At 72.4% G+C, this 22,754-nt stretch carries 25 protein-coding genes; 13 read left to right on the top strand and 12 right to left on the bottom strand.

All coding sequences use genetic code 11. The features are described from left to right. Positions 1 to 2: 2 nt before the first annotated feature. On the bottom strand, positions 3 to 866 hold the full coding sequence (locus ACIQM3_RS15825; RefSeq protein ID WP_401624089.1) for a shikimate dehydrogenase: 864 nt from the start codon (positions 864 to 866) through the stop codon (positions 3 to 5). Next, positions 863 to 1,333 (bottom strand): type II 3-dehydroquinate dehydratase, encoded by a 471-nt coding sequence (gene aroQ, locus ACIQM3_RS15820; RefSeq protein ID WP_401624088.1) that lies wholly within the window; start codon positions 1,331 to 1,333, stop codon positions 863 to 865. Before aroQ ends, ACIQM3_RS15825 begins: the two co-directional genes overlap by 4 nt. A gap of 155 nt (positions 1,334 to 1,488) precedes the next feature. Here aroQ and ACIQM3_RS15815 point away from each other — a divergent pair, with 155 nt between their 5' ends. Next, entirely contained in the window at positions 1,489 to 2,151 is a 663-nt protein-coding gene (locus tag ACIQM3_RS15815) for a TetR/AcrR family transcriptional regulator (RefSeq protein ID WP_401624086.1), read from the top strand. 189 nt (positions 2,152 to 2,340) lie between these two features. After that, a complete protein-coding gene (locus ACIQM3_RS15810) occupies positions 2,341 to 3,705 on the top strand; it encodes an MFS transporter (RefSeq protein ID WP_401624084.1) in 1,365 nt (454 codons plus the stop codon). Positions 3,706 to 3,855: 150 nt separating this feature from the next. Here ACIQM3_RS15810 and ACIQM3_RS15805 read toward each other — a convergent pair whose 3' ends face one another. Further along, positions 3,856 to 5,898, bottom strand: coding sequence for a bifunctional glycosyltransferase 87/phosphatase PAP2 family protein (locus ACIQM3_RS15805; protein ID WP_401624082.1), 2,043 nt, complete (start codon positions 5,896 to 5,898; stop codon positions 3,856 to 3,858). A 187-nt stretch (positions 5,899 to 6,085) separates the two neighbouring features. Next, complete coding sequence (locus tag ACIQM3_RS15800) at positions 6,086 to 7,183, bottom strand: serpin family protein (RefSeq protein WP_401624369.1); 1,098 nt, start codon at positions 7,181 to 7,183, stop codon at positions 6,086 to 6,088. A 64-nt stretch (positions 7,184 to 7,247) separates the two neighbouring features. On the opposite strand from ACIQM3_RS15800, the gene ACIQM3_RS15795 reads away from it, so the two are divergent. After that, positions 7,248 to 7,724 carry a GNAT family N-acetyltransferase gene (locus ACIQM3_RS15795; RefSeq protein ID WP_401624080.1) on the top strand — a complete coding sequence of 159 codons (477 nt, stop codon included), beginning with the start codon at positions 7,248 to 7,250 and terminating at the stop codon, positions 7,722 to 7,724. Between the two features lie 13 nt (positions 7,725 to 7,737). Here the strand turns inward: ACIQM3_RS15795 and ACIQM3_RS15790 are convergent, their stop codons facing one another. Beyond that, positions 7,738 to 9,789 carry a DHA2 family efflux MFS transporter permease subunit gene (locus ACIQM3_RS15790; protein WP_401624367.1) on the bottom strand — a complete coding sequence of 684 codons (2,052 nt, stop codon included), beginning with the start codon at positions 9,787 to 9,789 and terminating at the stop codon, positions 7,738 to 7,740. Between the two features lie 132 nt (positions 9,790 to 9,921). Between ACIQM3_RS15790 and ACIQM3_RS15785 the strand changes: the two genes are divergently transcribed. Beyond that, positions 9,922 to 10,887, top strand: a complete 966-nt coding sequence (locus tag ACIQM3_RS15785) for a peptidoglycan-binding protein (protein ID WP_401624078.1) — start codon at positions 9,922 to 9,924, stop codon at positions 10,885 to 10,887. 191 nt (positions 10,888 to 11,078) lie between these two features. Next, entirely contained in the window at positions 11,079 to 11,741 is a 663-nt protein-coding gene (locus ACIQM3_RS15780) for an HAD-IA family hydrolase (protein ID WP_401624076.1), read from the top strand. A gap of 69 nt (positions 11,742 to 11,810) precedes the next feature. Here the strand turns inward: ACIQM3_RS15780 and ACIQM3_RS15775 are convergent, their stop codons facing one another. Continuing rightward, positions 11,811 to 12,545, bottom strand: a complete 735-nt coding sequence (locus tag ACIQM3_RS15775) for an ABC transporter permease (protein ID WP_401624075.1) — start codon at positions 12,543 to 12,545, stop codon at positions 11,811 to 11,813. Between the two features lie 210 nt (positions 12,546 to 12,755). Between ACIQM3_RS15775 and ACIQM3_RS15770 the strand changes: the two genes are divergently transcribed. The 4 genes from ACIQM3_RS15770 (at position 12,756) to ACIQM3_RS15755 (ending at position 16,601) form a co-directional block, all read left to right on the top strand. Continuing rightward, positions 12,756 to 13,400 (top strand): HNH endonuclease family protein, encoded by a 645-nt coding sequence (locus tag ACIQM3_RS15770; RefSeq protein ID WP_401624073.1) that lies wholly within the window; start codon positions 12,756 to 12,758, stop codon positions 13,398 to 13,400. A gap of 88 nt (positions 13,401 to 13,488) precedes the next feature. Beyond that, positions 13,489 to 15,165: an alkaline phosphatase D family protein gene (locus ACIQM3_RS15765; RefSeq protein ID WP_401624071.1), complete on the top strand. Its 1,677-nt coding sequence runs from the start codon at positions 13,489 to 13,491 to the stop codon at positions 15,163 to 15,165. Positions 15,166 to 15,277: 112 nt separating this feature from the next. Beyond that, the gene (locus tag ACIQM3_RS15760) at positions 15,278 to 15,736 is read left to right on the top strand and encodes a DoxX family protein (RefSeq protein WP_401624069.1); all 459 of its coding nucleotides are present in this window, start codon (positions 15,278 to 15,280) and stop codon (positions 15,734 to 15,736) included. Positions 15,737 to 15,941: 205 nt separating this feature from the next. Further along, complete coding sequence (locus tag ACIQM3_RS15755; RefSeq protein WP_401624067.1) at positions 15,942 to 16,601, top strand: DedA family protein; 660 nt, start codon at positions 15,942 to 15,944, stop codon at positions 16,599 to 16,601. An 18-nt stretch (positions 16,602 to 16,619) separates the two neighbouring features. Here the strand turns inward: ACIQM3_RS15755 and ACIQM3_RS15750 are convergent, their stop codons facing one another. From ACIQM3_RS15750 to ACIQM3_RS15730, 5 genes are all read right to left on the bottom strand, one after another. After that, positions 16,620 to 16,841: a DUF2277 domain-containing protein gene (locus ACIQM3_RS15750; protein WP_401624065.1), complete on the bottom strand. Its 222-nt coding sequence runs from the start codon at positions 16,839 to 16,841 to the stop codon at positions 16,620 to 16,622. Between the two features lie 42 nt (positions 16,842 to 16,883). Next, positions 16,884 to 18,269, bottom strand: a complete 1,386-nt coding sequence (locus ACIQM3_RS15745; protein WP_401624063.1) for a DUF1254 domain-containing protein — start codon at positions 18,267 to 18,269, stop codon at positions 16,884 to 16,886. 1 nt (position 18,270) lies between these two features. Continuing rightward, complete coding sequence (locus ACIQM3_RS15740; RefSeq protein WP_401624061.1) at positions 18,271 to 18,699, bottom strand: hypothetical protein; 429 nt, start codon at positions 18,697 to 18,699, stop codon at positions 18,271 to 18,273. Between the two features lie 132 nt (positions 18,700 to 18,831). Then, positions 18,832 to 19,047 (bottom strand): hypothetical protein, encoded by a 216-nt coding sequence (locus ACIQM3_RS15735; protein ID WP_401624059.1) that lies wholly within the window; start codon positions 19,045 to 19,047, stop codon positions 18,832 to 18,834. Further along, on the bottom strand, positions 19,026 to 19,328 hold the full coding sequence (locus ACIQM3_RS15730) for a hypothetical protein (RefSeq protein ID WP_401624057.1): 303 nt from the start codon (positions 19,326 to 19,328) through the stop codon (positions 19,026 to 19,028). Before ACIQM3_RS15730 ends, ACIQM3_RS15735 begins: the two co-directional genes overlap by 22 nt. Here ACIQM3_RS15730 and ACIQM3_RS15725 point away from each other — a divergent pair. Both ACIQM3_RS15725 and ACIQM3_RS15720 read left to right on the top strand, forming a co-directional pair. Continuing rightward, positions 19,327 to 19,605 carry a hypothetical protein gene (locus ACIQM3_RS15725; RefSeq protein ID WP_401624055.1) on the top strand — a complete coding sequence of 93 codons (279 nt, stop codon included), beginning with the start codon at positions 19,327 to 19,329 and terminating at the stop codon, positions 19,603 to 19,605. The two genes, ACIQM3_RS15730 and ACIQM3_RS15725, sit on opposite strands and share 2 nt — an antisense overlap. A gap of 59 nt (positions 19,606 to 19,664) precedes the next feature. Next, positions 19,665 to 20,177, top strand: coding sequence for a hypothetical protein (locus tag ACIQM3_RS15720; protein WP_401624053.1), 513 nt, complete (start codon positions 19,665 to 19,667; stop codon positions 20,175 to 20,177). On the opposite strand, the gene ACIQM3_RS15715 is transcribed toward ACIQM3_RS15720, so the two are convergent. Further along, positions 20,169 to 21,056, bottom strand: coding sequence for a LysR family transcriptional regulator (locus ACIQM3_RS15715; RefSeq protein WP_401624051.1), 888 nt, complete (start codon positions 21,054 to 21,056; stop codon positions 20,169 to 20,171). The two genes, ACIQM3_RS15720 and ACIQM3_RS15715, sit on opposite strands and share 9 nt — an antisense overlap. A 69-nt stretch (positions 21,057 to 21,125) precedes the next feature. Between ACIQM3_RS15715 and ACIQM3_RS15710 the strand changes: the two genes are divergently transcribed. Beyond that, positions 21,126 to 22,055, top strand: a complete 930-nt coding sequence (locus ACIQM3_RS15710) for an EamA family transporter (RefSeq protein ID WP_401624049.1) — start codon at positions 21,126 to 21,128, stop codon at positions 22,053 to 22,055. 131 nt (positions 22,056 to 22,186) lie between these two features. Then, positions 22,187 to 22,750, top strand: a complete 564-nt coding sequence (locus ACIQM3_RS15705) for a flavoprotein (RefSeq protein WP_401624047.1) — start codon at positions 22,187 to 22,189, stop codon at positions 22,748 to 22,750. Positions 22,751 to 22,754 lie beyond the last annotated feature (4 nt).

The following is a 22,754-nucleotide window of genomic DNA, read 5'->3' as shown; positions in this document are numbered from 1 at the left end:
GTTCAGTGGGTGGACGTGAGGTCGGCGATGTCCGCGAGCATGCGGGCGGTGTCGGGTTCGCGGCCGGTGAAGAGCCGGAAGGCGTCGGCGGCCTGGTAGGCGGCCATGCCCCCGCCGTCGAGGGTCGGGCAGCCGATCGCGCGGGCCGTGCGTACGAGCGTGGTCTCCAGCGGCCGGTAGACGACCTCGGCGACCCACAGGCCGGGGTGCAGCAGTTCCTCGGGGAGCGGGAGCCCGGGGTGGGCGGCCATGCCGATGGGTGTGGCGTTGACCAGGCCGTCGGCGCCTGCCGTCCGTGCCGCGATGTCCAGGAGGTCCGCCGCCGCTGCCCGGCCGGGGCCGAAGTGGCGGTTCAGGGAGGCCGCGAGCGCGGCGGCACGGTCGGGCAGGGCGTCCAGGACGGTGAGCCGGCCGGCGCCGAGGGCGAGGAGGGCGTGGGCGACAGCGGCTCCGGCCCCGCCCGCTCCGAGCTGCACGACCCGCTCCAGCGGCGCGTCGGGCAGACCGCGCGCGAAGGAGGCGGCGAAGCCGGTCGCGTCGGTGTTGTGACCGATCGCGAGGTCACCGTCGAAGACCACGGTGTTGACCGCGCCGAGCGCCTCGGCCTGCGGCGAGAGCGCGTCGAGGTGGGCGAGCACCTGCTGCTTGCAGGGATGGGTGACGTTGAGGCCGTCGTAGCCCATGTCGCGTGCGGAGCGGACGAGTTCACCGGTCCTCTCCGGCGGTACACCGAGGGTGCCGATGTCAATCAGGCGGTAGAGATAGCGCAGCCCCTGCCGGTCCGCTTCGCGTTCGTGGAGCGCGGGGCTGAGCGAGGGGCCGATGCCGGAGCCGATGAGGCCGACGAGATACGAGTCCGGGCTCACCGGTTCTCCTCCAGTAGCTGGGCGAGGTGGGTGAGCGCCAGGGCGTATCCGTGGGCACCCGCCCCGCAGATGACGGTGTCGGCGACGGCCGAGACGTGACTGTGGTGGCGGAAGGCCTCCCGCCGGTGGACGTTCGAGAGGTGGACCTCCACGACCGGCAGCTCCACGGCGGCGAGCGCGTCACGGACGGCCACCGAGGTGTGGCTGTACCCGGCGGGGTTGATCACGATGCCCCGGTACGCGGTGCGGGCTTCGTGGATGGCGTCGATGAGCACCCCCTCGTGGTTGCTCTGCCGGCAGTCGGCGCGCAGACCGAGGGCCGCCGCCGTGTTCCGGCAGAGCTCGTCGATGCCGGCCAGGGTGTCCTTGCCGTAGACCTCCGGCTCGCGCAGGCCCAGCAGATTGAGATTGGGGCCGTTCAGCACGAGGACCGGGACGCCAGGGGGCGGGGCCGGGGTGTTCGGCATCGTTCACTTCCTGTGGCTGTGTCGACGTAATGTACGGACTGGTTAGTTAGTCATACCGAAAGATGGCCGCCCAGGGAAGACCCCGGGCCGAATCAGCCTCCCCGGGCACCCGCTCTAGAATCGCGAGCACGCACCACCTGCCGCGAAGGATCCGGATGACAAGCACCGAAGGACCCGCCCAGCCCGTCGTGCGGACCCGTGACGCGGCGCGCACCAAGGACGAGATCCTCACCGTGGCGACGCGGGAGTTCGCCCGCATCGGCTACGCGGGCGCCCGGGTCGACGAGATCGCCGCCCGCACCCGCACCACGAAGCGGATGATCTATTACTACTTCGGCGGCAAGGAGCAGCTGTTCACCGCGGTCCTGGAGCGGGCGTACACCAGGATCCGGGAGGCGGAACAGCTGCTCGACGTCGAGCACCTCGACCCCGTGGCGGCGGTGCGCCGGCTGGCCGAGGTGACCTTCGACCACCACGAGGACCACCCGGACTTCATCCGGCTGGTCAGCATCGAGAACATCCACGAGGCCGAACACATCGCGGCCTCGGCCGAGTTGAGCCGTATCAGCTCCCCGGCGATCGAGGTCCTGCGGCGCATCCTCGACACGGGGCGCGCGTCGGGGCTGTTCACGGCGGATGTCGACGCCGTGGATCTGCACGCGATGATCAGCTCGTTCTGCTTCTTCAGGATCGCGAACAGACACACCTTCGGCGCGCTCTTCGGCCGCGACCTCGTGGACACCGGCCGGCGCGAGCACTACCGGACCATGCTGGGCGACATGATCATCGCGTACCTCACGGCAGACCGGGCGGAGTAGGACCCGGACCTTTCAGGGAGGAAGGGCCGGATTTCGCGCGAACCGGGACCTGGATTCCGTGCGAACTCTTGACAGCGGCGACAACTGCTCGCAACATCCGTAGCCATCCGCAACTAACTACCTAGTGCGTTAATTAGCCGGGTCCGCTCGCCTCTCCCCCGCACGGAACGTCCCCCGAAGGAGCCCGACGTGACCGCTCACGACCCTTCCGCCGGTCCCCCGCCCCAGTCGCAGGCCCAGCCCCGTAAAGCAGCGCTCGCCGCCTGGATCGGCAGCGCGCTGGAGTACTACGACTTCTTCATCTACGGGAGCGCGGCGGCGCTGATCTTCCCCGAGGTCTTCTTCGACGAGTCCGATCCGGCGAACGCGACCCTGATGTCCCTGGCCACCTTCGGTGTCGCCTACGCGGCCCGTCCGGTCGGCGCGCTCTTCCTCGGGCACATCGGGGACCGGCTCGGCCGCAAGAAGATCATGGTCTTCACGCTGATGCTGATGGGCCTCTCGACGTTCCTCATCGGCTGTCTCCCCACCCGGGACCAGATCGGCGGGGCGGCACCCGTCCTGCTCGTCCTCCTGCGGATCCTTCAGGGCATCTCCGCGGCGGGTGAACAGGCCAGCGCCAACTCGATGAGCCTGGAACACGCGCCCCAGCACCGGCGCGGCTACTTCACCAGCTTCACCATCAACGGGACGCAGGCCGGGCAGCTGATCGCGACCCTGGCGTTCATCCCGGTCGCCGCCCTGCCCGAGGAGCAGCTCCTCTCCTGGGGCTGGCGCATCCCGTTCTGGCTGAGCGTCGCCGTCGCGGTCACCGGTTACGTCATCCGGCGCACCCTGGAGGAGACCCCGGTCTTCACCAAGCAGGCGGCGACCGAGGGCGTGGCGAAGATGCCGCTGGCCGTGCTGCTGCGCGACCACTGGGCCGACGTGCTGCGGGTCGTCGCGGCCTCCGTCATCGCCACGGTCAGCACGGTCTTCACCGTCTGGGCGCTGTCGTACGCCACCAGCGACGCCGTCGGCCTGGGCCGCACCGGCATGCTGTGGGTGGGCGCGCTGGCCAACGTGGTCGCCCTGTTCACCATCCCGCTCTGGGCACGGCTCTCCGACCGCATCGGACGCCGGCCGGTCTTCCTCGTCGGCGCCGTGGGCAGCGCGGTGGTGATGCCCCTGTACCTGTGGGCGATCTCCACGGGCAGCTATCCGCTGGTGCTGATCCTGGGGGTGCTGGTCTTCGGCGTCGTCTACAGCGCGGCCAACGGCATCTGGCCCGCCTTCTACGCCGAGATGTTCCCCACCCGGGTCAGGCTCTCGGGCATGGCGATCGGCACCCAGACCGGTTTCGCCATCGCCGGCTTCGCCGTGGCCTTCGCCTCGCAGATCGCCGGACCCGACGGCGACAACTGGGCCGGGGTCGCCGTCTTCGCCGCCGCGCTCTGCCTGCCGCCGGTCGTCGCGGCGTTCTCCGCCCGCGAGACGGCCCACGTGGACACGGAACAGCTCGGGGAGCGCGGCGGCACCGTCGCCACGGAGCCCGGAGTGTCGGTCAAGGCCTGATCCCCCGCACGGCACCGCCCCGCCGCCGGCCCTTTCGAGTGGCGGACCCGCCGCCGCGGGCGGACCCTGGGTGGACGCGACGATCCATGGCGAAGGGGTGCGGGGCCGGCTCGGGAGGGCCGCCCCGCACCCCTTCGGCCTGCGTCCGCCCTATGCCTTGCTGCCCGCCGGTTCGGGGGCCGGCTCCCCGGCCGCGGATCCGGCCGCGCGGTCCGGCCGCCCGTCCGCACCGGGGGCGGCCTGGAGCCTGCGCGGCCCCGACAGGGCGTACGTCAGCCCGAAGCCCGCGGCCACCACCGCCGCACCGCCGGCCGCGTCCAGCACCCAGTGATTGCCCGTCGCGATGATCGCGGAGACCGTGAACAGCGGATGCAGCAGCCCCAGGACCTTCATCCACGCCTTCGGCGCGAGCAGGGCGATGACCACACCGCACCACAGCGACCAGCCGAAGTGCAGGGACGGCATCGCCGCGTACTGGTTGGTCATCGCGGTCAGCGCCCCGAAATCGGGGCTGTCGAGGTCCTGCACACCGTGGACCGTGTCGATGAAGCCGAGCCCCGGCATCAGACGCGGCGGTGCCAGGGGGTAGAGCCAGAAGCCGACGAGGGCGAGGACCGTGGCGAAGCCGATGGTGCTGCGTGCCCAGCGGTAGTCCGTGGGCCGCCGGACGTACAGCACCCCGAGGATCGCGAGCGGCACGATGAAGTGGAACGTCGAGTAGTAGTAGTCGAAGAAGTCCCGCAGCCAGGGGATGCCGACGACGGTGTGATTGGCCCAGTGCTCGATGTCGATGTGCAGCCACTGCTCCGCCGAGTGGATCTGCCGCCCGTGCTCCTCGGCGGTCGAGCGCCCGGCGGTGGCCGCCAGCCGGACCTTCGCGTAGGCGGAGTAGACGACCCTGATGAGCAGGAGTTCCAGCAGCAGGTTGGGGCGGCTGAGCACGCGCCGCCAGAACGGCAGCAGCGGCACCCACGCGTGACGCGCCGGGACCGGCTTCGCGTAGTCCGTGGGGATCGGGTGCTGCCAGTAGGGCGAGGTGCGGGACAGGAACGGCACGGCGCAGGCCGCGCCGAGCGCGGCGACGAGCAGCACGTTGTCGCGCACGGGGAGGACCACGCCGACGTTGGGCAGCAGCATCTTCCCCGGCAGGGTGAGGACGAGCACCACGACCGCCGGCCACACCAGCCGGTCCGAGGCCCGGGTGCCGGCCCGGCCGACGACGGCGAGCAGCACCCAGAGAAGCTGGTGCTGCCAGGCGGTGGGAGAGACGGCGACGGCCACGCATCCGGTGATCGCGACGGCCAGGAGCAGCTGCCCGTCCCGGGCGTAGTGCGCCGCGCGGCGCAGTCCGAGGAAGATGACGGCGGCGGCGAGGACGAGGAACAGGGCGATCTCGAGCGGGCCCTGGAGCCCGAACCGCAGCAGCGCGCCGTGCAGGGACTGGTTCGCCAGGCTGTCGGGGCGGTCCCCGAGTCCGGCCCCCGCGAGATGGTGCACCCAGTACGCCCATGAGTCACGCGGCATCACCGCCCAGGCCAGCGCGGTGCAGACGGCGAAGGTGGCACCGCCGGTCGCGGCGGCCCTGCGTCTGCCGGTGAGCCAGAACAGCACGGCGAAGAGCAGGACGGCGGGCTGGAGGGCCGCGGCGACACCGGTCAGCACGCCGGGGAGGCGCTCACCGCGTACGGCGAAACAGGCGAGGAGCACCAGCAGGACCGGCAGGATGCTGGTCTGGCCCAGATGCAGGGTGGTGCGGACGGGCAGCGACACCATCAGCAGGGTGATCGCGACGGGCGCCGCCAGGAACGCGGTACGCCTGCTCACCGGCGCTGGCAGGGCGCGGACGGCGACGAAGCCCAGTCCCACGACGAGCAGCAGCGAACCGAAGGTCCACACGACACCGAGGGCCTGCTGGGCGGAGACCGTCAGCGGCTTCAGCACCAGTCCGGCGAACGGCGTCCCGGTGAACCGGCCCGGGTCGTACAGGGACCCCGCGATGTGCAGGACCCCGGTCGCGCCGGTCCAGGTCTCCAGATCGGTGAGGCGTTCACCGGGCGGCCGCCGGAGCACCACCGCCACCTGCCGTATCGCCAGGACACCGACGAGCAGCCAGAGGACGGCTCTCGCCGTAGCGGCTCTCGCCCCCGGATCCGCCGCCGCGTCCCCCCGCACACTGCGCTCCACATCTGTCACGCTGCGCCGACCCTCCCGTTTTCATGCACTGTCCCCTCGGCCCGGGTATGTGCGGATGAAGCCTCGCATTGCCCTATGAGGTAGACACCATCAACCCCCACTTAGCCTGACCGTCACCACTGATTTGCCGAAAGAATGCCCGAATACGACTGGGCGCCCCTCGGGCGACGCCCGTCCTGGGTCGGGGTCAGGCCTCGTACGCGGGGATGTCCGCCTGCCAGCCCGCGAAGAGGGGGACGTCCGAGGAGCCGTCCAGGACGACGATCCCGAAGGGCCGGTCGAAGGCGATGTGCCGCACCACCCGCGGCCTCGGGGCGGCGGCCCGCGTTGCCACGACCGTGACCGCCGCGGCCTCCACGCCCTTCTCGGCGATCTTCACCACCGCTTCCTGGACCGCCTCGGAGATGTGGAGGCGCACGGGTGACAGGCCGGAGAAGTCCGCCGCGGCGGCGTCGGTCGCGAGGCGCACGCCGAGCGCCGGCAGCTGAGCGGTGATTCCGATCCTTGTCCGCAGGGTGAAGCGCGGCAGGGCCCAGGTCACCGCGTCCGCGTCCGCGTGCACCGGGTGCCGCGATTCCTCGGGTGCCCACGCCAGGGGCAGCACCCGGGCGGCGCCCTCGCCCGGTGCCCCGAGGACGAACCTGACCCGCGCCGGTGCCGCACCGCCCGGCTCCGAGGAGCAGCGCAGCTCGACGACGTACGCGCCCGACGTCGTCCACGCGTCCCCGCGCAGGACCGGCGCGTGCATCGTCGGCACGGGCCTGCTCGTACCCGCCGCGTCGGTGAAGGCGACGTCACGGGTGCGGGACCTGTCGAACGGCGTCTCCCAGAACGCCTTCAGGGCCAGCACGTTGACCAGGACCAGCGCGGCTTCGCCGCCGACGTCCAGCGGCAGCCGCGCGATCAGGCCGCCCGTCCGTTCGCGGACCCATGCGTCGATCTCCGCGGCGTCGACCGGGCCGAACGCGACGTCGGGCAGCGACTGTTCGTACTCCGGGTGGAGCGGCACGCCGTTCCATACCCGGGTCGCCGCATTCAGCGCCTCGGTGCGCTCCCAGTCCCGCGCCGCCTCCGTGACCACGGCCGCGGCCTCCGGGCCCGCCACACCGAGCAGGGTGCGCAGCTCGGCGGCCGTCTCCGTACGGGCGCCCGCGGCGAGGGCCGTCAGGGCCAGCCACAGGCCGGCGGGCGAGCACAGGAAGCCGCCCCCGCCGGGCCGCGCCAACTCCTGTGTCCACTGCTCCCCGAGCCGCTGGACGGCTGCCGTCCTGGCCGTGTCCCGCATGTTCACTGCCCCCTGCACCTATTAATGGTTCGTCATCCCGTCACACCCTGGACAGAATGTACGAATGACATGGACCGTGACCCCCGAACACTTCGGCAGCCCCGAGGCGAGCCTGCTGCGGCGGGACTACTACGACGAGGTGGCGAGCCGTTACTGGGGCCGTCCGGCGACCACGGCGGAGATCGACGACGGGCTGAGGGACGACGGCGTCGACCGGCTCGCCCCGCCCACCGGGGAGTTCCTGGTGGGCAGGTACGACGGCAAACCGGGGAGCTGCGCGGGCCTGCGGCTGGTCGACGCCGCGACGGCGGAGCTGACCCGGGTGTACGTCCGGCCCGCCTTCCGCTCGACGGGCGGTGGCGGCCTGCTGCTCGCGGGCATCGAGAGCGCCGCGCGGGCGTACGGGGTGCGGCGGATCCGTCTCGACACCCGTAACGACCTGGTGGAGGCGCGCGGGCTGTACGCGAAGCACGGTTACGCGGAGATCCCGGCGTTCAACCAGGGCCCCTACGCGGAGCACTGGCTCGCCAAGGAGCTCTGAGTCCCTCCGTCCGTCAGCCCACCGAGTGGTCGCGGCGCGGTTCGGGCATGTGTGGCCGCTCCTTGCTCGACCCGCTCACCTCGGACGACAGCTCGGTCACCAGCCGGATCAGGTCGGTGGGCCGCTCGGGGCCCCACCAGTCGCCCAGGAGCTCGGCCAGGGACTCCTCGCGGGCGTGCGAGAGCTTGACCACGGCCTCCGCGCCCTTCTCGGTGAGCACCAACTGCATGCCCTCGCGCCGGGCGAAGCCGCGCCCCTCCACCTGGCGGGCGGCCGAGGTGATCACCCTCAGCGGCACGGGGGCGACCTCGGCCAGCCGGCCGGGCTCGACGGTGCCGTGGCGTTTGATGCGCAGCAGCAGCCAGCTGGCGGCGGGCTGCAGGTCGTATCCGGCCTTCTCGGTGATCTTCTCGTAGATCTCCCGGCGCCCCTCACGGGTGGCGAGCACCGAGAGGGCGCGGGCGCATTCGTCGTACGAGGAGCGCTGGACCGGGTTGGAGGCCAGGGTCTCGCTGGTGTCGGGCGCCGTCACCGATCCACGCAGGGGCTCCTCCTTGAGGAACCAGGCGAAGACGAAGGCGACGAGGACCACGGGCACGGCGTACAGGAAGACGTCGGTGATCGAGGTCGAGTAGGCGCTCAGCACCGAGGGGCGCAGGTCGGCCGGGAGCCGGCCGATGGCCCGGGGGTCGGCGGCCAGGGCCCCGGCGTCGACACCGGGCGGCAGGGAGCGGCCGCTGAGCGCCTCCTCGAGTTTGCCGGAGAGCCGGTTGGTGAAGATGGTGCCGAACACGGCCACGCCGAAGGACGCTCCGATGGAGCGGAAGAAGGTCGCCCCGGAGGTGGCCACGCCGAGGTCCTCGTAGCCGACGGAGTTCTGCACGATCAGCACGAGCACCTGCATGACCAGGCCGAGTCCGGCGCCGAAGACGAAGAAGCAGAGGCTCATCGTCCAGGTGGAGCTGTTCTCGGACAGGGTGTGGAGCAGCAGCAGGCCGACCACGGTGAGGGCGGTGCCGGCGATCGGGAAGACCTTCCAGCGGCCTGTCCGGCTGACGATCTGGCCGGAGCCGGTCGAGGTGATCAGGAGGCCGAGGACCATGGGCAGCATGTGCACACCGGACATGGTCGGGGTGATGCCGTGCACGACCTGGAGGAACGTCGGCAGGTAGGTCATGGCGCCGAACATGGCGAAGCCGATGACGAAGCTGATGACGGCGACGAGGGTGAAGGTCCGCTTCCGGAAGAGCTTCAGCGGCAGCACGGGTTCGGCCGCCCGGCGCTCGGCCGCGATGAACCCGACGAGCAGCACCACCGCGAGGACCGCGAGGACGATGATCTGCGGGGAGGCCCAGGCCCAGGTGGTCCCGCCGAGTGATGCGACGAGGACCAGGCAGGTGGCGACGGAGGCGATGAGGAAGGTGCCCAGGTAGTCGATGGTGTGCTTGGTGCGGCGGACCGGGATGTGCAGGGCAGCGGCGATGACGAGCAGCGCGACGACGCCGACGGGCAGGTTGATGTAGAAGACCCAGCGCCAGCTGAGGTGCTCGGTGAAGAAGCCGCCGAGCAGCGGTCCCAGCACGCTGGTCACCCCGAACACCGCTCCGAACAGGCCCTGGTACTTGCCTCGCTCGCGGGGGGTGACGATGTCGCCGACGATGGCCATCGACAGCACCATCAGTCCGCCGCCGCCGAGCCCCTGGAGGGCGCGGAAGCCGATCAGCTGCGGCATGTTCTGGGCCATGCCGCAGAGCGCGGAGCCGACGAGGAAGATGACGATGGCCGTCTGGAAGAGCTTCTTGCGCCCGTACTGGTCGCCGAGCTTGCCCCAGAGCGGGGTCGCCGCGGTCGCCGCCAGCATGTAGGCGGTCACCACCCATGACAGGTGGTCCAGGCCGCCCAGTTCGCTGACGATCGTGGGCAGCGCGGTGGACACGATGGTCTGATCGAGTGCGGCGAGCAGCATGCCGAGGAGCAGTGCGCCGATGGACACCAGGACGTTCCGTCGGGACCGCCCCTCACCTTCCGCCAGAGGTGGCGGGCTCAACTGCTGGGCCATGAGCATCTCCTCGGGTCCGCTTCCCTCCATCCTGTCCGCTCTGTTCCGTTATGGCCTGCCGAGCGGCGGTACGGGCGTTGGCCGTCCCCGCGGCGGCCTGCATAATCGCAGGCAGTTCGATGGGGAGGGGAACCCACAATGACCGGACATGTATGCCCGGAGTGCGGTGGCGAGCGGGGCGCGAGACCGGGGGCGGGGTGCGCCTGCGGGGCCCGTACGGCCGAGCGGGACGCCCGGTCGGCGGAGATCGCGGCGGCCGAGGACTTCGACCCGCTGCGGATCCGGCCGTATGTGACGCTGAGCAGCGACGACACCCAGGACTCCGGCGCCCCGGCGGCGGAGACGACGATGCCGCTGTTCCTGGACGGCGTGGGGGACGGAGCGCCGGGGCCCGGGGCCGCGCCGGGCGCACCGCCCGGCGCGGTCGCCGCGGACGAGACCCGTCGGCGTACGGCCGCGGCCTATGCGGGTGGTGGCCCCGACCCGGTGCGACCGCGCCGCCGGCGGCCGTTCGCCGTCGTGGCCGTGGGGGCGGCGGTGGCCGCGGTGGTGGGCACGGCCGCTTTCGCGAGCGGGCTGTTCGACGAGGAGGACCGCCGGGACACGGCGCTGACCGAGATCACGACGAGCGCGCCGGCCACGAGCGACGGGCCGGCCGCGTCCGTGTCGGAGTCCCCGTCCGCGTCCCCTTCGGCCACACCGTCCGGGTCCGCGTCGGCATCACCCTCGGCGTCCGCCTCGCCTTCGGAGAGCCCGTCGGCGTCACGTTCGGCCACCGCTTCGAAGTCGCCGTCGCCCTCCGTGTCCGCGACGAAGGCGCCCGCCCCCACCACGGCCGTGGCGGCGCCGCCCGTCGAGGAGGCGTCCGGGGGCACGCTGCGGCGGGGCGACCGCGGCGCGGAGGTCTTCGAGCTCCAGCGGCGCCTGCAGGAGGTCTGGGTCTACCGGGGGCCGGAGGACGGCGACTACTCGGAGCGGGTGGAGGACGCCGTCGCCGAGTTCCAGCGGTGGGTGTCGGTCGAGGGCGACCCCACGGGTGTCTACGGCCCGGAGACCCGCCGCGCCCTGGAGGCGCAGACGAGCGGCGACGGGCGCCGGTCCTGAGCGGCCGGGCGCGGGTGCCCGTCGGTGCGGGCTCCACGACGCCCCGGGCCGCAGGACTGGCGTTTCGGCGCACCTTTTTGTATCGTGGTGGAACAAAGTAGCCTCCGCTCGTTCTCCCTGACCGGCGGGCGGGGCTACTTGTTTTCTTCACCGCAGCTACGAGCTGTTCCCCCGCGCTCTGGAGCATGCCGATGTCGGCCACCGTCCTCGAAGCCCGCGCCCTCCTGTTGGACATGGACGGCACTCTTGTGAACTCCGACGCGGTGGTGGAGCGCTGCTGGCGCCGCTGGGCGATCGCACAGGGGCTCGACCCCGAGGCGGCGCTCAAGGTGGTCCACGGCCGGCAGGGGTACGCCACGATGGCCGCCCTGCTGCCGGACCGCCCCATGGAGCAGAACTACGCGGAGAACCGGATCATGCTCGCCGAGGAGACCGCCGACACGGACGGCGTGGTGCCCATCGGCGGCGCCACCGCCTTCATGGCCTCGATCGCCGGCCTCCCCCACGCACTGGTGACCTCCGCCGACGAGGCGCTCGCCCAGGCCCGGATGTCGGCCGCCGCCCTTCCGGTGCCGGAGACCCGCGTGACCGCGGAGATGGTCGGCGCCAGCAAGCCCGACCCCGAGGGCTTCCTCAAGGGCGCGGCCGAGCTGGGCTTCGACCCGGCGGACTGCATCGTCTTCGAGGACTCCGAGGCGGGCATCGCGGCGGGCCGGGCGGCCGGCATGCGCGTCGTGGGCGTCGGCCCGCGCGCGGCGGCACTCTCCCCCGACGCCCACGTCGAGGACCTGACGCGACTCCGGGTGGAGACGGGCGCGGACGGCTCGATCCGTCTGCACATCGACACCCCGTAACCCTTTCCCCGGTCCGCCCTTCGAGGACGGCCCCGCTCGGCTTACAGCCCGAGCGGGGCCGTCCTCGTCTCACTCCCGGTGCAGCACCCCCCGGGCGACCAGCTCCAGCACCAGTGCGACGGCGACCGTCTGCACCGCCATCAGCGCCACCAGGACGAACAGCTGAACGGCGCCCGCCTCCACCGGTGAGGAACCGCCCAGCAGCATGCCCACGAAGGCCCCGGGCAGGGTGACGAGCCCCACGGTCCGGGTCTGGTCCAGCCCCGGCAGCAGTGCGTCCGAAGCGGCGGGGCGGGCGATCTCCAGCCTGGCGTCCCGGTCGAGCAGACCGAGCGCCATCCCCGCCTCCACCTCCCCGCGCCGCACCTCGAGCTCGTCCAGCGCGCGGCGCCCGCCGAGTACGGTCGCGGTGAGCGCGCCCCCGATGAGAATGCCGGTGACCGGGATCAGGGCGATGCCCCGCACCGGAAGGAGCCCGGTGAGCAGCAGCGCCACCACCACCGGCACGACGCCCGCCGCGATCGGCACGGCGGCCCACCACCAGGTGCGGTTACGGGTGATCCGCCGGCCCGCGGTGCGCACCGCGACCGCGAACATCAGCACCAGGAAGCCGAGCAGGGGCCCCAGGGAGCGCACCACCCAGCCGATGAGCAGCGAGACGACGGCCAGCTGGACCGCGGCCCGCAGCCCGGCGACGGCGATCTCACGGGACCTGCCCAGCGAGGCCCACGCGGCGACGGCGGCAGCGCACACCAGGAGCACGGCGAGCACGACACCGAGGGCGGGACCGACCGGAAGCAGCACCCGGCAACCCTAAGGGCTGGCGATCCGTCAACCTCCGTACTCGAACAACCTTCGGACGGGACGTCAGACCGACCGTCCTACCTCTTGATGTGACGTGCGCATGTCGTCACTCTGTTACCTGGCGACCACCCCGACGAAACCCGGCGCCGCCACGATGGTCGGGCTCGACAGGTCGCCCGCTCGACATCCCCCCACACCAAGGGAGTTCACATGTCCGGTATCTACGCGCGTCGCATAGCCGTCGTCGCCGCCTCGGCCGCGCTCGCCGCCACCACCGGGCTGCTCACGGCCCCGACCGCCCAGGCCGCGATGCCCACCCCGGTCAGCGCCTCGACCGCCCGTACGTATCTGGGTCAGCTCACCGTCTCCACCGAGGGCTCCTCGTCCGGCTACAGCCGCGACAAGTTCCCGCACTGGATCACCCAGTCGGGAGCGTGCAACACCCGCGAGGTGGTGCTGAAGCGTGACGGCACCGGGGTCGTCCAGGACTCCGCCTGCGCCGCGACCGGCGGCAGCTGGTACTCGGAGTACGACGGCGCCACCTGGACCGCCGCGTCCGACCTGGACATCGACCACATGGTCCCGCTCGCCGAGGCCTGGCGCTCCGGCGCCAGCGGCTGGACCAACGCGGAGCGCCAGTCCTTCGCCAACGACCTGACCCGCCCTCAGCTCATCGCGGTCACCGACAACGTCAACCAGTCCAAGAGCGACCAGGACCCGGGTGAGTGGCTCCCGTCACGCACCACCTACCGCTGCACCTACGCCCGCGCCTGGGTGCACGTGAAGCACTACTACGACCTCACCGTCGACTCCACCGAGAAGAGCGCCCTGCAGTCCGTCCTGAACGGCTGCTGACCGCCCTCCCGCCCCGGCGGAACCCGCCCTCCTCCGTCGCCCCGTACCCTACGGAGCCATCGACGACGGCGACGCGAGGAGGGCACACATGGCCGGGCTACGCCTGGGACCACTGCTGAGGTACGTCGACTGGGAGTCCGGCTCCCGGGCGACGGTCTGGGTGGAGGCGACGAGGCCCTGCACGGCGGAGGTCCGCTGCGCGGACGGGGCGGGCGGGGCCTCCCCCACGTTCGCCGTCCAGGGGCACCACTACGCCCTGGTGGTGGTGACGGGCCTGACCCCCGGCTCGACCACTCCGTACGAGGTGCTGCTCGACGGCCACCGCGTATGGCCGCCCGAGGACTCCCGCTTCCCGCCGAGCACCATCAGTACGCCCGCCGTGGACCGGCCGGACGACGTGGATCCGGTCCGGGTCGCGTTCGGGTCCTGCCGCTGGGCGGCCCCGCCCGCCCACGGGCACGACGCCATCGGCCCGGACGCGCTCGACGCGCTGGCCACCCGTCTCGCCGCCGAGCCCGGCGCCGTACGCCCGGACGTCCTCCTGCTCCTCGGCGACCAGGTGTACGCGGACGAGACGTCGCAGGCCACCCAGCGACGGCTCGCCGCCCGCCGTGATCTCGACGAGGATCCCGGCGCGGAGGTCGCCGACTACGAGGAGTACACCCACCTCTACGACGAGTCCTGGCGCGACCCGGACGTGCGATGGCTGCTCTCCACGGTCCCCAGCTGCATGATCTTCGACGACCACGACGTCATAGACGACTGGAACACCAGCGCCGCCTGGGTCCAGGACATGCGTCGCACGCCGTGGTGGCACGAGCGCATCGTCAGCGGGCTCATGTCGTACTGGGTCTACCAGCACCTCGGCAACCTCTCCCCCGACGCCCTGGAGGCCGACCCGGTCTACGCGGCCGTGCGCGCCGCCCCGGACGGCACCGAGACCCTGCGCGACCACGCGGCGGCGGCGGACGCCGACCCCACACTGACCCGGTGGAGCTACCGGCGTGTTTTCGGCCGAGTACGGCTGCTGATGGTGGACACCCGGGCGGCCCGGACCCTGGAGGAGCAGCAGCGGTCGATGCTCCGCGAGGAGGAGGAGCGGTGGCTGCGCGACGAGGTGCTCGCGGACCCCGGCGCGTACGACCATCTGCTCATCGGCACCTCGCTGCCGTGGCTGCTGCCGCCTCTCATACACGAGGCGGAGACGTGGAACGCCGCACTGTGCCGAGGGGACCGGGGCGAACGCTGGGCGCGCCGCGGGGAGAAGGTGCGGCGGGCCGGTGACCTGGAGCATTGGGCCGCGTTCCCGGAGTCCTTCCGCCGCCTGTCGGAGCTGCTGAGGGAGGCGGGCAGCGGGCCGGACGCGCCCGCGACGGTTTGCGTGCTCTCGGGCGATGTGCACCATGCGTACATCGCCGAACCCCAGTGGTCCGGCTCCGCCCCGGACGGCGCTCCCGCCGCACACGTCCTGCAACTGACCTGCTCTCCCGTCCACAACTCCATCCCCGGGTACGTACGCGCCGGCTTCCGTTTCGGCTGGAGCCGGGTGGGCCGGTGGCTCGGGCGTGCGCTGGCGCTCCACGGACGGACGGGAAGCCCGCCCATGCGCTGGCGCAAGACGGGTGGGCCGTGGTTCGGCAATCAGCTGATGACCCTCACCCTGCACGGCCGGAAAGCCGCGCTGACATTGGTTCAGGCCAGAGCCAGGCCCACGGGAGCACAGCTCGAGACGGTTCTGGAGCGCTCACTGACTTCGAACGAATGACCAATTTTCAGCCAGTCGACAGAATGTTGAACTTGCAAGTAATAGTGAGGTCACCCTAACCTGATGGGCCCCGATCGGTTCACGTCCCCAGACCGAAGGAGCCCCACCCCCCATGTTCATACGCCTGAACCGGGCCCAGCCCTACGCACTCGGCCTTTTCCGCGTCGTCATCGGCTTTCTCTTCGCCTGCCACGGCGCCGCCTCGCTCTTCGGAGTCCTGGGCGGCTCCATGGGCGGCGGCACCGTCCCCGCCGGCACCTGGCCGGGCTGGTACGCCGCGGTGATCCAGCTCGTCGGCGGCATCCTGGTCGCGCTCGGCCTCGGTACCCGCATCGCCGCTCTCGTCTCCTCCGGCTCCATGGCCTACGCGTACTTCAAGGTGCACCAGCCCGAGTCGCTGTTTCCCCTGCAGAACGGCGGCGAGGCCTCGGCCGTCTTCTGCTGGGCCTTCCTGCTGCTGGTCTTCACCGGCCCCGGCGCCATCGCCCTGGACCGGCTGTTCACCTCGCGCGGCGGCTCCGCGAGCGAGAGCGAACCCGCCCGCGAGAAGGCCCCGGCCGTCTCGGTCTGACCCCACGCTCCCCACGCCCCGGCCCCCCTCCTCCCGAGGGGGGCCGGGGCCGTACGTGACCTGCGCGACATCGGCCGCCGAGCCGGTGAATACCAGGTGAACCGGATGAACAGCAGGCGTACGCTGTACAGCTGGCCCTGCCGCTCCTGCCGCTCCCCTGCGACGTCGCGGCGTTGACACGGAACACGGGAACGGGGAGTAGAAAGTGCTCGAGAGTGTGGGTGCGCTGACAGGCAGCCCATGGATCTACGCGGTGGTCGCCCTCTCGGTACTCCTGGACGTCTTCCTGCCCGTCCTCCCCAGCGGCGTCCTGGTGATCACCGCGGCCACCGCCGCGGCCGCGAGCACGACCACGGTCACCGCCGCGGCCGGTGAGGCCACCCGCCACGTGCCCTCACTGCTGGTGCTGACCCTCTGCGCCGCGACCGCCTCCGTGCTCGGCGACCTCGTCGCCTACCGCCTCGCCTGGCGCGGTGGCGAACGCCTCGACCGTGCCATCGCCCGGTCCCGCCGCCTCACCTCCGCCCAGGAGCGCCTCGGCGCGGCCCTGAGCCGCGGCGGAGGGGCGCTGGTCGTCGTCGCCCGCTTCGCCCCGGCCGGCCGCTCCGTCGTCTCCCTGGGCGCGGGCGCCGCTCACCGCAAGGTGAAGGAGTTCCTGCCCTGGTCGGCCGTGGCCGGAGTTGCCTGGGCGGTCTACAGCGTGGGCCTCGGCTACTTCGGCGGCCAGTGGCTTGGCGCGGGATGGCTGGGCACGGCCGTCTCCGTCCTCGCCCTGTTCCTGGCGGGCGCACTCGCGGCGGTCGTCGTCCGCCGCCCCGCGCACACCTCAGCCGCACCGGTCGCCGGAGCCCCGGCAGGGCCCTGACGTCCCCGTGCGGGTCGCTCAGACCCGGGCGGCGCCCCGGATCTCCAGGCCGTCCAGCAGTCGCTGGGTGGCCTCGGTGATCTCTTCGACCGCGCGGTCGAAGACCTCCTGGTTGTGCGCGGCGGGCGCACGGAAGCCCGAGACCTTGCGCACGTACTGCAGGGCGGCGGCTCTCATCTCCTCCTCGGTGGCCTCATCGGGGATGGACGGTGGACGAAGCGTCTTGATGCTGCGGCACATGTCTCCAGTGTGCGACGCGCCACTGACAACGCGCCTGCGGACCTATGGACCCGGCCCGTCCCCGAGCCGCTGGAGCGCCGGGACGACGTAACTCCCGTCGAGAACCGCCTGGCCGGGGAGGTGGAGTCGCAGCACAGGACGGAAACCGCCGGCCGGCAGCGGCAGCCAGTTCGCCGCACCGGCCGCGTCCGCAGGCGGATCCGCGGACAGGCTCAGCGTCAGCGATCCGTCGTCGCCGTGGACGAGCCCGGGCGTCCGGTCCCCGATCGCGTACCGGTCCGCGGCGTTCGTCACCAGGTGGCCGCCCGGGCTGTCGTACACGGTCAGCGACCAGAACGCCCCGGCCGGCGGCGGCTGTGTGAAGTGCAACGCGTAGCTGTGGGCCCCGTCGAGCGGGCGGCCCAGGGAGTCGCGCGAGGTGTGTGCGTACACCGCCTCGTACCCATGGGGCAGCCAGCGCCCCCGCCGGGCCGCCACCGCCCTCACCAGGTACGACGCCTCCCGGTCGAGGATCTTCCACTCCGGTGAGCGGAGCGTGCCGACTCCGAAGTGGTCCAGGTTGTAGTCGCGCAGGTGCGGAATCATCCGCCAGGCACCCGGGGCGCCCTCGGCCGCGACGGTGTGCGGGCGGGCCGCCTGCTCCACCCGCAGCCTTCCCAGCGCGAGCCCCCGCCGCAGCGCGCGTACGAGGCCGGGCCCCGCCGACACGTACGGCGAGATCCCCTCCTCCAGGAGCCCCAGGGGCTGGAACCGGTCCTGGTAGGCGCGGTCGGCGGCGGCGGGCGGGAAGTCGGCCATCCAGACCCGGAGCTCTTCGAAGAACCGCAGCTCGCCCGGAACCCCCGGCTCGGTCGCCGGGAGCCCGGTCCGGTGGGCGCGGTCGCCGAGATGCGTGAGCGTGAGCTCCTGCTGGAGCGCCCTGACCCGGGGCATGTCCTCCGGTCCGTCGCAGGCGAGCCGGCCGAGCACGGAGACGACGGAGGTGGGCGCGTCGATCACCCCGGACACCACGTCGGGGACGGTGCCGGCCCAGCCGGGCGGCACGACCATCCAGTCGCCCTCGTCCGTGCCGGTGGCCCGGGTGCCGAGGTAGGCGAAGGCGTTGCCCCAGGCGTCGACGAACTGGAGGACGTAGTACGCCCCGCCGGTGTCCGGGACGTGCAGCCTGACCGGCCCTCCGGAGAGGTCGAGCTGGGCGAGCGCGTCGACGAGGTCGGCCGGGGCGTACGGGGTGTGCCTGCCAGGCGTGGCGGGCCCGTCCGCGTGGGCGAAGTCGTTGAAGGGCGCGGGTGCCGGCGTCCCGCAGCCCTCCTGGAGACAGGCCTGGACTGCCGACAGCTGACGGACGAGCGGGGATCCGTAGACGTACGCGTCGGCGGCGAGCGCCGTGACCGCGTCCGGCTCCGAGCCGCCTCGCCCCGGGTTCACGTCAGATGACCGGCTTCGCCCGGTGGGCGCACAGGGCCCAGATCACGAAGGTGTCGAGCGCGATGGAGATGATCGCCCACACCGGCTGGTACGGCAGCCAGATGAAGTTGGCGATCAGGTTCAGGGCCGCCAGCCCGACGCCCACCCCCCACGCCCAGGCCGCGCCCTTGAGGATGCTCCATCCGACGAGCACCAGGAGCACCCCGAGGATCAGGTGGATCCAGCCCCAGGTGGTGATGTCGAACTTGAACGTGTAGTTGCTGATGCGTGTGTACACCTCGTCGGACGCGATGCCCGCGACCCCCTTGACGATGGCGAGGATGCCGTCGACGAGGAGCACGATCCCCGCGAACAGGACCCCGGTGGCCGCCCACGGGCTGCCGGGGGCGGAGGGGCGCGAGGAGCCGGGGGCGGACGCTGACTGGGCCATGGGATTCCTCCACTCGACGGGCCGCGCCGCATCACGGCGCGCAGATCCGACCCTGTGCGACGACCTCACCGGCCACGACCCGGCCGCGCCCGTTCGGGTGACAGCGGTGTGCTCCACGACGCTTCACGGGGCTCACCCCCAGGTCTCGAGGTCTCCGCCCCGCCACTCGATCAACTCCGGTTGGTCCAGGTCGATCTCCTCGGCCCCCTCGGCGAGCCCGGCCCGCCGGAGGAACGAGGCCACGTCCCCGCGCCCGTGCGCCAGCCCGACGATCTGCCCGCGCACGGTCACCCGTCGCCCACCGGTCGGTGAGGGCGGGTACACGATCACAGGCGGATGTCCGGACATGCCTCCACGGTCCCCCGTGCCTCGTCGCCTCGCATCCCGGGGCCTTCCGGGCCTGCCGGCGGCCGGCGCCGCAGCAGGAACGGTGTGGTCAGCAGCAGGACCGCCGCTGCCGCGATGGCTGCCGGGCGCCGACGACGGGCGGCCGGCACACCCCATACCGCCGTGACCGCCGCGATCCCCGCCGTGCTCGTCACCGTCCACGCCGTCAGGACGCGCGCCACACGGTCGGCCGGTACGCGTTCGAGCCGATGGGTGGCGAAGAGCGTGTTGAAGACGCCCATGCACGCGATCGGCTCGGCCACCCTGCTGGACGCGCTGGCGGACTCCGACGACCTGGCCACGCTCGTGGGCGCCGGTGACCGCCACGTCTGGCCGGCCGGCCACGACCTCCGCCGCATCCCGGTCCGCGGCCCGGCCCCGGTCTGCCCCCACGCCCCCGCCCTGGTCCGCCGCCGGAGCAACCCCCACCCGGCGCTCGCGGCACTGCGCGCGTACCTCGCGGCGGTACGGCCGAAGGCGGAGGGCGAATCGTGGACGCCGGGCTGGTCCAGGAGATGAGCCGACGGCCCCACGAACTACGTTCCGACAGCCGCCTGTTGTGACCTAGGGTCACCCGTATGAGTGCAGCCGTAGCAGCCATGGTCGCCGCAGTCGTCGGCGTGCTCGGCACGCTCTTCGCCCCGGTGATGACGAGCTGGGTGACGAGGCGCCAGCGCACGGCGGACGAGCTGGCCGAGGAGAGGCGGAGGAACTTCGAGGACCGGCGCACCGCGTACACCTCGATGAACCGTGCGACCCGCCACTTCCACACCCTCCTCAAGGACGCCCTGCACCGCGTGCGTGACGGGGTCTGCACCGACGACGACCGGGCGAGGCTGGAAGAAGCCCGGCGCGACTACCGCGACCGGTACGCCGAGGCCCAGATGATCGTCCCCGGTGTCGTCCTGGCCGCGTCCCGCGAGCTCAACGTGGTCCTCGCCGGGGTGGACGCCGCACTCAAGCGCGTCGACCGAGGTCTGTCCCGCGAGAGCGAGACGGCCGACCGGCTGCTCCTGGACCTCAAGGCGGCTGATCCGCAACTCACCGCCATGCACCGGCTCATGCGCCAGGACCTCGGCATCTCAGACTGAGCGGCCCTCGCGGTAGAGCCGGGTGGCGAGGGCGATCGCGGTGTGGGTGGCGGGGTGGGTGGTGTGGGCGCGCCAGATGAGGTGGACGGGGATCGGCTCGGCGTCGCGCAGCGGGCGGTAGGTAATGCCGTCGCGGCGGTACTGGGCGGCGGTGGCCTGGGGGGTCAGCCCGATGCAGCGGCCGGTGGCGATGGCGGCGAGCCAGTCGTCGATGTCGTGGGTGTACTCGACCGAGGGCCGCTCCTCCTCCGGCCACAGGTCCAGGGCGGTGGTGCCGGTCCGGCGGTCGATGGCCAGGGTGCGGCCGGGAATCTCGGCCAGGCGGATGCTGCGGCGGCGGGCCCACGGATCGTCGGAGGCCAGAGCGACATGGCGGGCCTCGTGGCCGATGCACGCGTGGGACCACGGCTTCAGGTCGATCGGGGCGCGGATGACGGCGAGGTCGCAGAGCCCTTCGGCGAGGCCGCCGGTAGGAGTGTTGTGGCGGATGAGGCGCAGCTCCGTCTCGGGGTGCTGTTCGTGCCAGCGGCGCTGGAACTCGGTGGTGTGCGGGCCGAAGGCGGACCAGGCGTGGCCGATGTGCAGGCGGGTGTGGCCGGTGGTCGCTTCCCGTACGAGTTCGTCGGCACCGGCGAGCAGCATGCGGGCGCGGGCCAGCGCCTGCACGCCCGTGGCGGTGGGGGCGACGCTGCGGCTGGTGCGGTGCAGCAGCCGCACCCCGAGGAGGCTTTCGAGACCGGCGAGTGTGCGGGAGACGGCGGCCTGGGAGATGCCGAGTTCGTGGGCGGCGTCGGTGAAGCTTCCGGTGTCCACGATGGCGACCAGGCACCGCAGGTGCTTCAGCTCCAGGGCGGCCGCCCTGTTACGCGTCTCATCCATACGCTCAGCGTATAGGTGAGCGGCTGGATGCATTTTGCGTATGGCGACTGCGCTCCCAGGGTGAGGGGCATGAAGCTCGACACCCCCGATGCGGTGCCCCGGCCCGCCTCACCAGCCGGCCTCGCGTGCCCTCCCACGGACCGCGCGGGGCGCGGGGCCGCGGTAGCCCTGATGCTGGGCAGTGGCCTGTCCAACCAGACGGGGGCCTCGGTCGCGGCGCTGGCGTTCCCGGTGCTGGGGCCTGCCGGGGTGGTGGCCGTACGCCAGTGGGTGGCCGCCTTCGTGCTGGGGGCTGTCGGCAGGCCTCGGCTGCGGCACTTCACCCCGGCGCAGTGGCGTCCCGTGCTGGGCCTCGCGCTGGTGTTCGCCGGGATGAACCTGTCCCTGTATCTGGCGATCGACCGGATCGGGCTCGGAATGGCCGTCACGCTGGAGTTCCTCGGCCCGCTGACCGTGGCCCTGTCGGGCTCCCGCCGCCGTGCCGACCTGGTCGCCGCGCTGGCGGCCGCCGGCGCGATCGCGGTCCTCACGCGCCCCACGCCCTCCACCGATTACCTGGGGATCGGCCTGGCCCTGCTGGCCGCGACGTGCTGGGCCTGCTACATCCTGCTCAACCGCACCGTGGGAGCCCGCCTGCCCGGCCTGGAGGGCTCGGCGGCCGCGGCCGCCGTCTCCGGCGCCCTCTACCTGCCGGTCGGGGCGTGGGCGTTGTGGCACCGCCCGCCCACGCCCGCCGCGCTGGGCTGCGCCCTGGCAGCCGGGGTGCTCTCCTCCGCGGTGCCTTTCCTGACCGACGTGGTGGCGCTGCGCCGCGTCCCGGCGCACTTCTTCGGCGTATTCATGAGCGTGAACCCGGTCTTCGCGGCCCTGGTCGGTCTCGTCGTCCTCGGACAGCGCCTCGACGCCCTCGCCTGGCTCGCCATAGCCGTGATCGTCGGCGCGAACACCGTCGTGGTCTCCACCGCGCACCGTTCCACCGCTCGCCGGAGCGCCACGTGAAGTGCCGCTCAGCGGCGGGCGGCCGGCTCTAGGGTGGTGGTCGCGGAAGTACGCCGGCCGTCGGCTTCGCGGGGCCCGGGCGTGGGGGGACAGGCCGGGTGGCCGGAACGGGACGCAGGGCGGAGAAAGCAGTGACAGCAGGCAGCCGCGGGGTACTGGGAGTCATCGGCACGGCCACCGACGGGGTGGAGACGCTGCGCACCGGGCTGGTCGAGCCGGCCATCGCGCTGGGCTGGCAGGTGGCCGTGACGCTCACACCGAACGCCGGGCGATGGCTCAGGGCGAACGGGGAGTGGGACCGGCTGGAGTCGCTGACCGGCCTGCCGGTGCGGGACACGCCCCGCCTGCCCGCGGAGCCCCGCCCGCACCCGGTGGCCGACTGCTACGTCGTCGCACCGGCGAGCGCGAACTACGTGGCCAAGCTCGCGACGGGTATCGCCGACAACCAGGCCCTTACGCAGGTGAGCGAGGCACTCGGCACGGCCGGCGTCCCGGTGGTGGTGTTCCCCCGGATCAACGCCGCGCACGCGCGCCACCCGGCGTGGGAGGGGCACATCGGGACACTGCGCAAAGCGGGCGTCGAGCTGGTGTACGGGGCGGACGTCTGGCCCTTGTACGAACCGCGGCAGGGCCCGGAAGTACGGGAGCTCCCGTGGGCGGCGATCCTGGGACGCCCGGCTGTGGGCCCGCGTTGACGCC

The sequence above is a fragment of the Streptomyces sp. NPDC091271 genome (assembly GCF_044757505.1).
Lineage (GTDB): Bacteria > Actinomycetota > Actinomycetes > Streptomycetales > Streptomycetaceae > Streptomyces.
The sequence above is the reverse complement of the archived record's forward strand: the minus strand, read 5'-3'. Positions and strand labels throughout refer to the sequence as shown.

What these genes read in the sequence shown, in the direction of transcription:
- aroQ (WP_401624088.1), bottom strand. Translation starts at nt 1,333, where the DNA reads ATGCCGAACACCCCGGCCCCGCCCCCTGGCGTCCCGGTCCTCGTGCTG.
- ACIQM3_RS15815 (WP_401624086.1), top strand. Translation starts at nt 1,489, where the DNA reads ATGACAAGCACCGAAGGACCCGCCCAGCCCGTCGTGCGGACCCGTGAC.
- ACIQM3_RS15800 (WP_401624369.1), bottom strand. Translation starts at nt 7,183, where the DNA reads ATGCGGGACACGGCCAGGACGGCAGCCGTCCAGCGGCTCGGGGAGCAG.
- ACIQM3_RS15795 (WP_401624080.1), top strand. Translation starts at nt 7,248, where the DNA reads ATGACATGGACCGTGACCCCCGAACACTTCGGCAGCCCCGAGGCGAGC.
- ACIQM3_RS15790 (WP_401624367.1), bottom strand. Translation starts at nt 9,789, where the DNA reads ATGCTCATGGCCCAGCAGTTGAGCCCGCCACCTCTGGCGGAAGGTGAG.
- ACIQM3_RS15785 (WP_401624078.1), top strand. Translation starts at nt 9,922, where the DNA reads ATGACCGGACATGTATGCCCGGAGTGCGGTGGCGAGCGGGGCGCGAGA.
- ACIQM3_RS15780 (WP_401624076.1), top strand. Translation starts at nt 11,079, where the DNA reads ATGTCGGCCACCGTCCTCGAAGCCCGCGCCCTCCTGTTGGACATGGAC.
- ACIQM3_RS15770 (WP_401624073.1), top strand. Translation starts at nt 12,756, where the DNA reads ATGTCCGGTATCTACGCGCGTCGCATAGCCGTCGTCGCCGCCTCGGCC.
- ACIQM3_RS15765 (WP_401624071.1), top strand. Translation starts at nt 13,489, where the DNA reads ATGGCCGGGCTACGCCTGGGACCACTGCTGAGGTACGTCGACTGGGAG.
- ACIQM3_RS15760 (WP_401624069.1), top strand. Translation starts at nt 15,278, where the DNA reads ATGTTCATACGCCTGAACCGGGCCCAGCCCTACGCACTCGGCCTTTTC.
- ACIQM3_RS15750 (WP_401624065.1), bottom strand. Translation starts at nt 16,841, where the DNA reads ATGTGCCGCAGCATCAAGACGCTTCGTCCACCGTCCATCCCCGATGAG.
- ACIQM3_RS15740 (WP_401624061.1), bottom strand. Translation starts at nt 18,699, where the DNA reads ATGGCCCAGTCAGCGTCCGCCCCCGGCTCCTCGCGCCCCTCCGCCCCC.
- ACIQM3_RS15735 (WP_401624059.1), bottom strand. Translation starts at nt 19,047, where the DNA reads ATGTCCGGACATCCGCCTGTGATCGTGTACCCGCCCTCACCGACCGGT.
- ACIQM3_RS15725 (WP_401624055.1), top strand. Translation starts at nt 19,327, where the DNA reads ATGCACGCGATCGGCTCGGCCACCCTGCTGGACGCGCTGGCGGACTCC.
- ACIQM3_RS15730 (WP_401624057.1), bottom strand. Translation starts at nt 19,328, where the DNA reads ATGGGCGTCTTCAACACGCTCTTCGCCACCCATCGGCTCGAACGCGTA.
- ACIQM3_RS15720 (WP_401624053.1), top strand. Translation starts at nt 19,665, where the DNA reads ATGAGTGCAGCCGTAGCAGCCATGGTCGCCGCAGTCGTCGGCGTGCTC.
- ACIQM3_RS15715 (WP_401624051.1), bottom strand. Translation starts at nt 21,056, where the DNA reads ATGGATGAGACGCGTAACAGGGCGGCCGCCCTGGAGCTGAAGCACCTG.
- ACIQM3_RS15710 (WP_401624049.1), top strand. Translation starts at nt 21,126, where the DNA reads ATGAAGCTCGACACCCCCGATGCGGTGCCCCGGCCCGCCTCACCAGCC.